This window comes from Pseudomonas aylmerensis (assembly GCF_001702265.1).
In the GTDB taxonomy this organism is placed as follows: Bacteria; Pseudomonadota; Gammaproteobacteria; order Pseudomonadales; family Pseudomonadaceae; genus Aquipseudomonas; species Aquipseudomonas aylmerensis.
The window spans coordinates 43,249-56,352 of the sequence record NZ_MAUE01000010.1 but is presented as its reverse complement, the minus strand read 5'-3'; the positions used below and the strand labels follow the sequence as shown (position 1 = coordinate 56,352).

Annotated in this window: 9 protein-coding genes and 4 tRNA genes; 10 read left to right on the top strand and 3 right to left on the bottom strand. The window is 61.4% G+C overall.

Features of this window, described 5'->3' with window-relative positions; translation table 11 throughout:
- Positions 1-76: 76 nt before the first annotated feature.
- The gene (gene rdgC / locus BBG20_RS06400; protein WP_065901389.1) at positions 77-997 is read right to left on the bottom strand and encodes a recombination-associated protein RdgC; all 921 of its coding nucleotides are present in this window, start codon (positions 995-997) and stop codon (positions 77-79) included.
- A 159-nt stretch (positions 998-1,156) separates the two neighbouring features.
- On the opposite strand from rdgC, the gene BBG20_RS06395 reads away from it, so the two are divergent.
- The 8 genes from BBG20_RS06395 (at position 1,157) to BBG20_RS06360 (ending at position 7,988) form a co-directional block, all read left to right on the top strand.
- Positions 1,157-1,232: transfer RNA gene (locus BBG20_RS06395), tRNA-Val, on the top strand.
- A gap of 19 nt (positions 1,233-1,251) precedes the next feature.
- A tRNA-Asp gene (locus BBG20_RS06390) sits at positions 1,252-1,328 on the top strand.
- Between the two features lie 177 nt (positions 1,329-1,505).
- Positions 1,506-1,581: transfer RNA gene (locus tag BBG20_RS06385), tRNA-Val, on the top strand.
- A 19-nt stretch (positions 1,582-1,600) separates the two neighbouring features.
- Positions 1,601-1,677 (top strand) — tRNA-Asp (locus tag BBG20_RS06380).
- A 317-nt stretch (positions 1,678-1,994) separates the two neighbouring features.
- Positions 1,995-3,578 carry a BCCT family transporter gene (locus BBG20_RS06375; RefSeq protein WP_065901386.1) on the top strand — a complete coding sequence of 528 codons (1,584 nt, stop codon included), beginning with the start codon at positions 1,995-1,997 and terminating at the stop codon, positions 3,576-3,578.
- A gap of 85 nt (positions 3,579-3,663) precedes the next feature.
- Positions 3,664-5,673 carry a CocE/NonD family hydrolase gene (locus tag BBG20_RS06370; RefSeq protein WP_065901382.1) on the top strand — a complete coding sequence of 670 codons (2,010 nt, stop codon included), beginning with the start codon at positions 3,664-3,666 and terminating at the stop codon, positions 5,671-5,673.
- A gap of 82 nt (positions 5,674-5,755) precedes the next feature.
- The gene (locus BBG20_RS06365; protein WP_065901379.1) at positions 5,756-6,691 is read left to right on the top strand and encodes a LysR substrate-binding domain-containing protein; all 936 of its coding nucleotides are present in this window, start codon (positions 5,756-5,758) and stop codon (positions 6,689-6,691) included.
- 16 nt (positions 6,692-6,707) lie between these two features.
- Positions 6,708-7,988: an MFS transporter gene (locus BBG20_RS06360; RefSeq protein ID WP_065901376.1), complete on the top strand. Its 1,281-nt coding sequence runs from the start codon at positions 6,708-6,710 to the stop codon at positions 7,986-7,988.
- A 228-nt stretch (positions 7,989-8,216) separates the two neighbouring features.
- On the opposite strand, the gene BBG20_RS06355 is transcribed toward BBG20_RS06360, so the two are convergent.
- A complete protein-coding gene (locus BBG20_RS06355) occupies positions 8,217-9,383 on the bottom strand; it encodes a catalase family protein (protein ID WP_065901371.1) in 1,167 nt (388 codons plus the stop codon).
- Complete coding sequence (locus BBG20_RS06350; RefSeq protein ID WP_065901364.1) at positions 9,380-11,188, bottom strand: di-heme-cytochrome C peroxidase; 1,809 nt, start codon at positions 11,186-11,188, stop codon at positions 9,380-9,382. The genes BBG20_RS06355 and BBG20_RS06350 overlap by 4 nt, the downstream gene beginning before the upstream one ends.
- 247 nt (positions 11,189-11,435) lie before the next feature.
- On the opposite strand from BBG20_RS06350, the gene BBG20_RS06345 reads away from it, so the two are divergent.
- Both BBG20_RS06345 and BBG20_RS06340 read left to right on the top strand, forming a co-directional pair.
- Entirely contained in the window at positions 11,436-12,167 is a 732-nt protein-coding gene (locus BBG20_RS06345) for an FKBP-type peptidyl-prolyl cis-trans isomerase (protein WP_012723274.1), read from the top strand.
- Positions 12,168-12,581: 414 nt separating this feature from the next.
- Complete coding sequence (locus tag BBG20_RS06340) at positions 12,582-13,037, top strand: YkvA family protein (protein ID WP_065901361.1); 456 nt, start codon at positions 12,582-12,584, stop codon at positions 13,035-13,037.
- Positions 13,038-13,104: the final 67 nt, after the last annotated feature.

The window sequence follows — 13,104 nt, the reverse complement described above, 5'->3', positions numbered from 1 at the left end:
CCAGTCAATCCATCTGCTGACTGATCCACCGCCTTCGCGAGCAAGCCCGCTCCCACATTTTGATCTTCACATGGCTTTAGATGCCTTGTGGAGTCTCTTCGCCGCCGAGTGCTTCCACCAGCGCCGGCAGGAAGTCGCCAAACGTCAGCATCATCAGGGTAAAGCTTGCATCCAGTTGGCCCAGGGCTTCTTCACCGCCGTCCTGTTCCGCCTGGTCTTGCAGCAGGTCTTCGAACTTCAGGCGCTTGACGGTCATCTTGTCGTCGAGCATGAAGGACAGCTTGTCCTGCCAGGCCAGCGACAGTTGGGTCACGACTTTGCCGGTGGTGAGGTGCAGCTGGATTTCCTCGCCGGTCAGGTCCTGGCGCTTGCAGCGCACGATGCCGCCGTCTTCGTGGGTATCGCGCAGTTCGCATTCGTCGAGGACGAAGAAATCATCGGCCGGTTTCTGGGTAGTGACCCAGTCGGTCATGATTGCGGTCGGTGCGGTCTTCACGGTGAGTGGACGTACCGGCAGGGTGCCGATGACTTCACGCAGGGTCGAGAGCAGGTCTTCGGCACGTTTCGGGCTGGCCGAGTTGACCAGGATCAGGCCCTGTTTCGGCGCGATGGCGGCGAAGGTCGACGAGCGACGGATAAAGGCGCGGGGCAGGAAGGCCTGGATGATTTCATCCTTGATCTGGTCGCGTTCCTTTTTATAGACCTTGCGCATTTGCTCGGCCTCGATCTCTTCGACTTTCTCTTTCAGCGCGTCACGCACCACGCTGCCCGGCAGGATGCGTTCTTCCTTGCGCGCGGCAATCAGCAGGAAGTCACCGCTGACGTGAACCAGAGGAGCGTCTTCGCCTTTACCGAAAGGCGCGACGAAACCGTAAGTGGTCAACTCCTGGCTTGCACAAGGGCGCGCCAGCTTGGTGGCCATTGCCGCTTCCAACGCCTCGGCATCAACAGGCAGATCTTGGGTCAGGCGATAGATAAGCAGGTTCTTGAACCACATGGGGTGAGTCTCTCCTTTATACAAAGGGGGGCATTATTCTCTTGATATCGCCTGAGGCCAACCCTGCCTAAGCCATTGGAAGGCCTCAAAAAAAAGATTTAAGAAAGTGCTTGCCAGACCCAGGGTCGCTCCGTAGAATGCGCGCCACACCGAAACGAAGGGTGATTAGCTCAGCTGGGAGAGCATCTGCCTTACAAGCAGAGGGTCGGCGGTTCGATCCCGTCATCACCCACCATTCGCTTCAAGTGTTACGCGCAGCGGTAGTTCAGTCGGTTAGAATACCGGCCTGTCACGCCGGGGGTCGCGGGTTCGAGTCCCGTCCGCTGCGCCATATTCGGTAACCTGGAACGCTGAACGCCAGGTCGCCACAGAAAGCCCGCTCATTGAGCGGGCTTTTTTCTGCCCGAAATATGGCAAAAAAGCGTGATTTAAACTTTTTTTAAATAAATTGCATTTAAATCAAGACATTACGATTTTTTGGTGTATGATGCGCCCACACCGAAACGAAGGGTGATTAGCTCAGCTGGGAGAGCATCTGCCTTACAAGCAGAGGGTCGGCGGTTCGATCCCGTCATCACCCACCATTCGCTTCAAGTGTTACGCGCAGCGGTAGTTCAGTCGGTTAGAATACCGGCCTGTCACGCCGGGGGTCGCGGGTTCGAGTCCCGTCCGCTGCGCCATATTCGGCAATCTGGAACACTGAACGCCAGGTCGCCACAAGAAGCCCGCTCATTGAGCGGGCTTTTTTTTGCCTGCGATTTGACCTCCCATCACCTTGCCATGTGCACTGCAGGGTCATCCTGAACGGTGGGTACGCCATGACGTGGCGGAATACCCCCATGCCCATTGGTCGATTGCGCCTCCTGCCGCTTAAACGGTTATCTATAGCCACGCGAAGACTTCCAGGCGAGCTACCGCAGCAGGACGCTGTGGTGCCCGCTCTCTAACAATGGCCTGTCAAGGCGATAAAAATAGTCTGCAAGGGGAATGGCACTTGATGAAATATCCACTGCGTCCGTTGGTGTTCTGGCCAACGTTCCTGATCCTGCTGGCGGCAGTGATCGCCAGCTACATTGACCTGAATGCGTTCCTGACGGTCAGCAAACAGCTCAACAGCCTGATCCTGAACAACTTCTCCTGGTTGTTCAGCGCCGGCTCGTTCGCCATGGTGGTGTTGACTGCGATTGTCTACCTGTCGCCGCTGGGCAGGGTGCGTATCGGCGGCGAAGATGCCCAGCCCCTGCTGAGCAAGTGGCGCTGGTTCATGGTGGCGCTGTGCACCACCCTGGCGGTCGGTGTGTTGTTCTGGACCACCGCTGAACCGCTCTATCACCTCTACGGCCCCCCCACCAGCCTGCCCATCGAAGCAGGCAGCGGCGCGGCCAAAAGCTTTGCCATGTCGACGATGTTCCTGCACTGGACCATCACCCCCTACGCCATCTACCTGGTGCCCTCGCTGGTGTTCGCGCTGGTGTTCTACAACCGCCGCGGCAACTTCTCGATTGGTGCCATGCTCGAGCCGCTGCTGGGCGAGGCGCGGGTCAAGCGATATGCCGGGTTGATCGACACCCTGGCGATGTTTGCCCTGGTGGCCGGCATGGCTTCGTCCCTGGGCACTGGCGCGCTGACCTTGTCGGGTGGCCTGAGCCAGTACATCGGCGGCGAAACCACACCCCTGCGCCTGGCGATCATCATCGCGATCATTGTCATCACCTTTGTCGCCTCGGCCGCCAGCGGCCTGCAGCGCGGCATTGTGATGCTGTCGTCGTTCAACACCTGGATCATGCTGGCCCTGGGGCTGTTCGTGCTGTTGTGCGGACCGACCCTGTACATGTTCAGCCTGGGCGTCGAGTCCCTGGGCATCTACCTCGACACCTTCTTCAGCCGCAGCCTGTTCACCGGCGCCGCCAGCGGCGATACCTGGCCGCAGAGCTGGACCGTGTTCTACTGGTCGGTGTGGTTTGCCTGGGCACCGGTGAGTGCGCTGTTCCTCGGCAAGATCGGCCGCGGCTACACCGTGCGCGAATTCATTCATATCAACATGCTGTACCCGGCGTTGTTCACCGCGGTGTGGATCTGCATTTTCTCCGGCACCAGCCTGTACTTCGACGCCCTGGGCGACGGCAGCCTCAACCGCGTGCTGAACGAGCAGGGCGTGGAGCATGTGCTGTACCAGATGTTCCAGCAATTGCCGGCCAGCGCCTTGATGGTCGCGTTTCTGCTGTTCGTGGCGTTCATCTCCTTCGTCACCGCCGCAGACTCCAGCACCGATGTGATCGCCAACCTGTGCAGCAAAGGCGTGACGGCCGATTCCGACCTGGACGGCAACCCGACATTGAAGATTGTGTGGGGGGTGATTATCGGCACGGTGTCGTGGGTGATGGTCGCCTTCATCGGCATCGACGGCGTGAAGATGCTCTCCAACCTCGGCGGTCTACCGGGGATGATCCTGGTGCTGCTGGCCAGTACCTCGCTGATCTTCTGGCTGAAGAACCCCGCGTTACTCGAGGTGAAACGCCAGCAGCCCGTCAGCGAACCCGACGTGCGTGACGCCGACCCCGTCGCGGCATACGCCCGCTAACTCATGAAACTGTGTGCCTCCCCACGCGCTCCCTGGCGGGCGCGGGGGAGTCGTTTGTTTGCAATAAACGCGTTTGGAGCTACCGATGGAAATCGTTACCGAGTTTGCCTACAAGGTCCGTGAAATCGAGCATTGCCTGATCCCCTTGAAGGACGGCACCCAACTGGCCGCGCGCATCTGGCTGCCGGAAGTCGCCGGTTTGCAGACCTTTCCGGCGATCCTGGAATACCTGCCGTACCGCAAGCGCGACGGCACTGCCGTGCGCGATGCGCTGACCCACCCGTGGATGGCGGGCCAGGGTTATGTGTGTGTGCGCGTGGACATGCGTGGCAACGGCGAATCCGAAGGCCTGATGGCCGACGAATACCTGCTGCAGGAGCAGGACGACGCCCTCGAAGTGATCGACTGGTTGTGCCGGCAACCCTGGTGCGACGGCAGCGTCGGCATGATGGGCATCTCGTGGGGCGGCTTCAACGGCCTGCAGGTCGCAGCGCGCCAGCCAGAGGCGTTGAAGGCGATCATCACCTTGTGCTCCACCGATGACCGCTTTGCCGACGACATCCACTACAAGGGCGGCAACCTGCTGATGGAGAACTTCGGCTGGGCCGCGACCATGCTCAACTTCAGCGCCGCGGTGCCCGATCCCCTGCTGGTGGGCGACGCCTGGAAAACCCTCTGGCACCAGCGCCTGGAGGGCATGCCGCTGCTCGCCGAAACCTGGCTGAAACATCAGACCCGCGATGACTATTGGCGCCACGGTTCGGTGTGCGAGGACTATTCGAAGATCAAGGCGGCGGTGTACGCCGTCGGTGGCTGGGGCGACGCTTACCGCAACACGGTCTCGCGCCTGATGGAGCACCTGCCGGGCCCCAGGAAGGCCATGATTGGCCCGTGGATTCACAAGTATCCGCATTTTGCCGTGCCGAATCCGGCCATCGGCTTCCTGCAAGAAGCCCTGCGCTGGTGGGATTACTGGCTTAAAGGTATCGAAAATGGCGTGATGGACACTGCCGCCTGCACCTTTTACCTACAGGATATTCTGTCACCCAAAGGCAGTTACGCCGAGCGTCCCGGCATTTGGGTGCAAACCTCGGGCTGGCCGGACCCGCAAGTGCAGTGGCGCGATTTCAGTCTCGACGAGCGTGGCCTCACGCCCGGCAATCACGCATTGGCCGCGCCCCGCAGCGTGTGTTCGCCGTTGACCACTGGCTTGCACCAGGGTGAATACTGCGCCATCTGGTTTGGCCCCGACGGGCCGACGGACCAGCGTCGCGATGATGCCCATTCGCTGTGCTTCGACTCCCAGCCGCTGACCGAACCCTTGGCGCTGTTGGGCGATGTACGCCTCACGTTGCGCCTGGCCAGCGATACGACCTGTGGGCAATTGGTCGCGCGCCTGAATGCGGTGGCGCCGGATGGGCAGGTCACGCAGATCAGTTATGCCGTACTTAATCTCACTCTTCGCGAAGACTTTTCCCACGTCACACCGGTAGTTCCGGGTGAAGCGATGGACGTGCAGCTGAGCCTCGATCATATCGGCATGCGTTTGCCGGCCGGCTATCGCTTGCGCCTGGCCCTGAGCACCGCGAGTTTCCCGTTGCTGTGGCCGAGTCGCGAGCTGACCACGCTGACCTTGCTGCCGGGTGTGCAAAGCCTGCAACTGCCGGTATTCGTCGGCGAAGCGGTGGACTGCCCGTTCGAGGCGCCACAATCGGCACCCCCGGCGGCCCTGGAAGTCTTGCGTGCCGCCGCGCCGAAACGCACCTTGATCGAAGACGTGGGCAGTGGCGAAGTCTGCGTGAAGATCGAAGACGACCTGGGGGCCGTGCGCTTTACCGATCACGGCCTGTCCGTGGACCAGCGCTGCACCGAGCAATATCGCACCTTGCCCTGGGACCCGCTGTCCACCCGTGCCGATATCCAGTGGCACTATCGGGTGGGCCGCGATGCCTGGGAGGTGGAGGTGGAAAGCCGCCTGAGCGTGCACGCCGATGCCGAGTGGTTCTACGTCGAGGCGGAGCAGACGGCCTGGGAGAACGGCCAGTTGGAACACCGTCGGCAATGGAGCAAGCGCGTGGCCAGGGTCGCGCTGTGAGTCAGCAACTGGCAGGATGCCTGGCCACGTGATCTCTGCGGGCCCGGCCAAACCCGGGCCCGTTCTGCCATTGGAACCGCTTATGTCACGCCGAAACGTCGACCTTCCGCCCCTCAACTGCCTGCAGACGTTCGAAGCGGCGGCCCGTCATTTGAGTTTTACCCAGGCTGCCCATGAACTGAACCTGACCCAGAGCGCGGTCAGCCGCCAGATCAAGCGTCTGGAAGAAGACCTGGCGCGCCCGTTGTTCTACCGACTGGCGCTGGGATTGAGCCTGACGCCCGCCGGGGTTCGCTACTTTCGGACCGTCCAGCGGCTGTTGCGCGAACTTGACCGCGAGTCCGCCGAGTTGCGCCGGCGCGGCGCCGATCGCCAATTGACCCTGGCCAGCACGCCGACTATCAGTTCGATCTGGCTCGCCGGCCTGCTGCCGGAGTTCCAGCGCGAACACCCGGACCTGGATATCCGCATCCTGTGCAGCGAAAGCCCTGATCATCTGGATGTGAGCGAGTATGACCTGGGCCTGTTCTATCACCTCGATGAGCTGCCGCCACCCCACGACCTGGAACTGTCGCCGGTGTTCGCGCGCGAGCAGGTCATCGCGGTGTGCAGTCCCGGTTATATCGAGCGTCACGGCCCGATCAGCGACGTGCAACAGTTGCTGCATGCCCATACGTTGCTGATCGTCGAGGACCACTCCCATGACTGGCTGACCTGGACCGACTGGTTCGCCGATGTCGGCGCCCATTACCACACCCCGCGTCATGCATTGCGCACCAACAGCTATCAACTGTTGATGCAATCGGCGGTCATGGGCCACGGCGTGGCCCTGGGCTGGAAGAGTTTGCTGATGGGTGAACTGGCTGCCGGTCGCCTGCAGATGGCCTTGCCCCAAACCATGCACAGCCGGGGTCGCCTGCACCTGATGCAACCGCACCACCGCAACCTGCCCTCGGCTGCGCGCAGCTTTCGCCAATGGTTGCTGGCCCAGGCCAGCCATATGAACGACACCCTCTAACCTTCGACTTGCCACCATGAACCTGACTTTCCTGACCTTCCCCGCGCTGTACAGCGCGACCATCCTGATGCTCACCGGCAACGGGCTGTTTTTCAGTTTTATCGGCCTGCGCTTGAGCAGTCAGGGCATCAACGAGCTGTGGATCGGCGCGCTGACGGCGGCGTACTACGGTGGCATGGTCTGCGGGGCCAAGTTCGGCCACCGCATGATCGCGGGCGTCGGGCATGTGCGCTCGTATGTGGCGTGTGCAGGCGTCGCTACCATCATCGTGCTGCTGCATGTGCTGTTCGAGCAGTTGGCGTTCTGGCTGGTGCTGCGATTCGTGATGGGCCTGGTCATGATGAACCAGTACATGGTCATTGAAAGCTGGCTGAACGAGCAGGCGGAAAACAACCAGCGCGGCGCGGTGTTTGCCGGCTACATGGTGGCGGTGTCCCTGGGCTTGATGTTGGGGCAGGGCGTATTGATCTGGCGCCCGGAGCTGGATTTCAAGCCGCTGGTAATCGTGGCGATCTGCTTTGCCGCGTGCCTGCTGCCGGTGACCATGACCAAGCGTCTGCACCCGGCCAAGCTGGTGGCGGCGCCGCTGGAAGTGGGTTTTTTCTGGCGGCGGGTGCCGCAGGCGCTGACCACCGTGTTCGTCACCGGCCTGATGATCGGCGCTTTTTACGCGCTGGCTCCGGTATTCGCCACGCGCAATGGCCTGAGCACGGCCCAGGCCAGTACCTTCGTCGCGGTGTCGATCTTTGCCGGGCTGTGCGGGCAGTGGCCGATCGGCTGGCTGTCGGATCGCATTGATCGGTCCCGGTTGATCCGTAGCTGCGCCCTGGCCCTGGGGCTTGTGGTGATTCCGCTGTGGGGGCTGGTGCAACTGCCGTATGCCTTGTTGCTGGTGTTCGGCTTCCTCAGCGGTTTGCTGCTGTTCACGCTGTACCCGCTGGCGGTAGCGCTGGCCAATGACAACGTCGAACAGCCGCGGCGCGTGCCTTTGAGCGCGATGATGCTGGCGACCCACGGGATTGGCGCCTGTCTGGGGCCGATGCTCAGCGGCGCACTGATGAACAGCTACGGCCACGGAGCGTTCTACATGCTGTTTTCGGCCTGCGCGCTGCTGCTGATCTGGCGTGTACAGCCCAAGCAGGTCACCGGCGAGTATCGGGTCGAAGGCGCGCCGTTGCACCACGTGGCCATGCCGGAACATCCGATGGGGGCCATGGCTGCAGTGCTCGACCCACGGGTGGACGAGATCCCCGAGGAACTGGTGATCAACGATCCGGTACCCGATACCCGAGCCTGACGCCTACTTGGCTTTTTTCTTGCGCGTCTGGCGCGTGGCCAAGTGCTCGAAGCAAAATGAGGCGGTGCCGAACACGGCGATTATGGTCAGGACGAGCATGCCGAGGGTTGAGCTTTCCATGGAAAATGCCTACGTGATGGAGTAGGCATCCACGGTAGTTTCGCGCCGAAAATGGCTCAATAGACCCGACGCAATCCTTACGGCGCCGGGCCCGTTATTACGCACTCTTTACGGGTTGTTGCGGCTGTGACGGTAATCGCTGACCGCTTCGTACACCGCCTTGCGCAAGCGGTTGATACCGCCGATGGGGCGATGCTCGGCCACACCGAACCAGGGGTTGAACGACTGGTTGTCACACGCCAGGTTCTGCTCGGGGGTATCGAAATCCTGGGCCGGGATGCGCACTTTGGCCACGCTCTCATAGGGCGCATCACTCTCCTGCCATTCGATACTGGTGTCTTCGATCGGCATGAATTTCTGCGGGTTCTGCCGCTGGATCTGCAGCACGAAACACGCCGGCACGCGGTCGGTGGACAACTGTTGGCTCAAGGCGCTGCGCAGGAAGTTGGGCAGATCCTGGTTCTGTTTGGGCAGCACGTATTCCGGGCAATCCTGCGGATCGGGTGCCACGCGGAACTTGGCGTTGGCCGCACCGAACTTGTAGGGCGATACCGAAAAGTAGGTGGTCTGCGTCGGGCTGGCAGGGGCGGGTGCCAGGGTCGCCAGGGCGATGAACAGATGCCGTACCTGCCAACTGCGCGGGTCGACCTTGGGGAAGAACGCGAGGACTTTCTTGCCATCCGCTTGTGCGCCGATGTTCTGCGCGTATTCCGCCACATCGCTGACAAAGAAATTCGGGTGGCTGAACATCACGAAGTCCTGCTCTGTGCGGTTTTGCTGATCCGCCAGCAGTTGTTTGCCCGGCACATCCAGCAACTTCAGCGCCATGCCGCGGGCATCGCGGATGCTGTCGAACTGCGGGTAGGCGTTGCCGTTGGACAGCCGAATCAGCGCCTGCCAGGTCTTGCCCGGCTCGGCGAATACGCCCTGGCGCAAGGCCGGGTCCAGGTCCGCCAGCACACTGACTTCGGCCTTCACACAGCCATGCGCCTTGGCGTGGGCATCGCGCAGGTAGCGCGTGCCTTCGCGGTGCTGGTCAACGATGCGCACCGCTGTCTGGATAATGCCCTGGGTCATCGCCGCTTCATCTGGCGGGACCTGCTCGTTCGGTGAGACCGGGCCACTGTGCTGCCAGGCGTACCAGGCGGTCGCGGCGAGCCAGCCGAGCAGGCCCAGGCCCACCAGCCACAGCAGGGTCTTGCCAAGCCACGCGCCGAGGCGCAGCCAGAGACGGGAGAGCAGGGAAGGTCGGTCGTATTGAGATCGGATAATCATGGCAGTTGTTGCTCCAGCGGGCCGCCCAGCACTTTCAGGTATTCCAGCAGCGCCCAGCGTTCCTGCGGCAGCAAGCCGCGGCCGATAACGCCGTTGCCACGTTGGCCGGCACGGAATTCGTGACCGCTGTTGTGGTTGCCGGTGAGTTTTGTATCGAACAGGAAGGCGTTCTTGAACACGGCGGTCTGGAAGCCCAGGTGACGCGGGTCATAGTCGAACGTGCCTTTATAGAAGGTGGTGCTGCGCTCGTCCTGGGGCGAGAGCAATTGGTAGATTGTCGGCACCGAGCCGTTGTGCAGGAACGGCGGGGTGGCCCACACGCCGGCGAGCGGACGGGCCTTGTAGGCGCGCAGCTCACGCACGCCGATGGGCAGCCCATAGCCATCCAGCTGCGGGCGCTCGGCGGGGGTGACGCCGGCGGCGCGATAGGCGTGCTCTTCAACGAACGCCGTGACGTAGGCCAGGCCTTTGGCCACGGACATTTTTTTCAGGTCCAGTGGCTCGGTCGGCGTGGGGTGCAGCTCGACATTCAACTTGGCCAGCTCCGCCGGGTCCCACTGCAGGGCGCTGAGGTCATAGCGCTGGTCGGCAATGTTGCTGGCGGTGCCGGGGTCGGTGCCGATGTACTCCACCGGGAGCATTTTCAGTTGCTGGACCGGGCGGCCGTTTTCCTGGGTGACGGTTGGCACATGGCAACCGGCGCAGTTTTCCGCGAACAGTGCGCGGCCCTGGGCCGCGAGAGGCTTGTCGATGGCGCCGAACAGGTCTTCCGGCCAGGTCGGCGGTTTGAGCCGTTGCAGGGTTTCTTCGATCAGGTTGAGGTCGCGTACGCGCACGCTCGATGGGTAACGCGCGTCACCCTGGAGCGGTTGGCCGGCGCTGTCGAAGAAGGTCAGGGTGGCGCCTACACCGAGGGCTTCGCCGATATTGCGCGCCATCGGCTGCTGCGCCGAGCCGTTCCATTGCACCCAGTCGAAGGTCCAGATATCCCACAGGTGCGGGTAGTCCACCGGCGCATTGGCGACGCGATAGTTGTCCGGCGAAATCGCGTCGCCGAAGCTGGCATTGGCGATGCGACCAAACGCGTCGGTACGGCCCGGGCCTTCTTCGGTGGGGTAGAGGCCGCGGTGGGTGTCGTTCCAGGCAACTTTCAGGAACTGGTTCAGCGACTGCTTGAAGTCCTGGCGCAGTTGGCTGTGCTGGGCATCGTACTGATCGCCGAGCACCTTGCGCGCGAAGCGCTCGAACTTCCACGGGTTGTAATACGTTGCCGCGAGGCTGGCGACGAGGGCCTGGCCGAAACTGCCGCCGCGCAACGTTGGCACACTGGACGGCAGCACATGCTGGGCCGAGCCGCCATCGATGCGCAGGGCCTGGCCCTTGAAGTGCAGCTCGCCGGTGTGGCAGGCGGCGCAGGTGATGTCCAGGTATTCAACGCTGCTGCCGGCGTTGGTGTGCCGGGCAAACCCCACCGGCAGGTTGCCGGGGTTTTGCGCGGTGGGCACCTGTTTGGGATCGACCAGGAAGCCGAAGCGCGCCAGGTACTCCGGCGTGGCGAAGCGTTGTTCGGAAAACGGCAGTTCCAGGGCAGTGAACCAGTTGTAATGCAGGCCCTTGACCTGGGTGCCCTGGGGCGTGAAGTAGTAGGTCTGGCGGTCGGCGGCACTCCATTGATCCTGGTAGTGCACCTTCTCCACGGGCACGTATTCCGGCAGCCTGGGGTTGAGGGTGTAATAGATCACCACGGCCAGGGCGAGCCCCAGCACAATGAATATCAACAGTAAAACACGGGAAAAAATGCGCAAGATAACTATCCTTGTCGAGTTGTCGCGTTGTTATGCCACTACGCCATAAGTGCGGCAAGTGGCCATGAGCCTGGTAGTAGGCGGTCCCACGATCCTTCGCGGGTCCCCATAATGAATGAAAATGCTTTTAAACACGTGAACTTATCGGAAGTTTCCTGCTCACATGCCGGTAGCCATTGGTCGTGGCCGCCTGATAAGCTCGCGACTTTATTCGAATGCCCTTTTGGCGCATGAACAAGGAAATAGCATGAAACAGCATCGGTTGGCGGCGGCGGTGGCCCTGGTTAGCCTGGTACTTGCGGGTTGTGATTCGCAGACCAGCGTAGAGCTGAAAACCCCGGCGCAGAAAGCTTCCTACGGTATCGGCCTGAACATGGGCAAAAGCCTTGCCCAGGAAGGCATGGATGACCTGGATTCCAAAGCGGTAGCCCAGGGCATCGAAGATGCCGTCGGCAAGAAAGAGCAGAAGCTCAAAGACGACGAGCTGGTTGAAGCGTTTGCCGCACTGCAGAAGCGTGCTGAAGAACGCATGACCAAGATGAGCGAAGAGTCGGCAGCCGCCGGCAAGAAATTCCTCGAAGACAATGCCAAGAAAGACGGCGTAGTCACCACCGCTTCCGGTCTGCAGTACAAGATCACCAAGAAAGCCGACGGCCCTCAGCCTAAGCCGACTGACGTGGTGACTGTGCACTACACCGGCAAGCTCACCAACGGCACCACCTTTGACAGCTCCGTGGATCGCGGTAGCCCGATTGACCTGCCGGTCAGCGGCGTGATCCCGGGTTGGGTCGAAGGCCTGCAACTGATGCACGTAGGCGAGAAGGTCGAGCTGTACATCCCGTCCGACCTGGCCTACGGCGCCCAGAGCCCGAGCCCAGCGATTCCAGCCAACTCGGTGCTGGTATTCGACCTGGAGCTGCTGGCCATCAAGGACCCAGCCAAGGCTGAAGCCCCTGCAGCACCTGCCGCCAAGAAGTAAACGGCACCCGAACACTCAACGCCCCGTCTCGACGGGGCGTTGTTGTTTCTGGCCCTCGGAAAACGCGTGCTTCCCTGTAGGAGTCGGCTTGTCGGCGAAAAGCGCTGAGCCACTGCATTTTCTCCAGAATACTGGCGTAATCGTTGACACTCATGGCTGGCAAGCCAGTACCTGCAGAAATCTGATCGAACCCATGATGGGGCGTGGAGTCTGATATAAGACTCGAGTACGGGTAGCCGCACATCTACGCCAAGTCAATGAAATCTTGGGTTTTTTTAATGTGCGCAAAAAACGCCCGATCTGACTGCAAGCCTTGTACTGCGTGGCTTTCAGCCGGAAAAATAGGCTCTGTTCACAAGGTTATCCACAATTTGTGTGGATAACCTTTTAAGTCGCCTGGAACTGGAGTGACGAATGAAACCACCCTTCAATTTCACCCGCTTCTTGCCCATGGCCGCCCGCTTGCTTGGTCGTGGGCGTTTGCCGACCCTGCTGTTCGCCGTCGCCGCCAAGGGCTCGAGCCAGGGTAATCGCCTGGGCAAGCTCAAGGATGATCTGAAGTTGCTCCAGGCCCTGTGCCTGGCCTACTGGCGCGGCGAGTACCGTGCGATCAGCCCCAAGGCACTGATCTCGGTGGTAGCGGGGTTGATGTACTTCCTCAGCCCAATCGATGCGATCCCGGACTTCATTCCGGTGTTCGGCATGCTCGATGACATCGCCGTGCTGGCGTGGGTCATGAAGACCCTCGACGGTGAGTTGAGCGCCTTTCGCGCCTGGCGCGACGCGCAGCGTCCGGAAAAACTCGCGGTGGTCGAGCGACTGCCAGCCACGCCTGCCTTGCTCGCCAAGGAAAACCCGCAAAAAAACTGATCATACGGATATCCCCCTGCGACCTTTGTGGCTGTTAGGATTACACTCCTAAGGAAAGAACTTACGC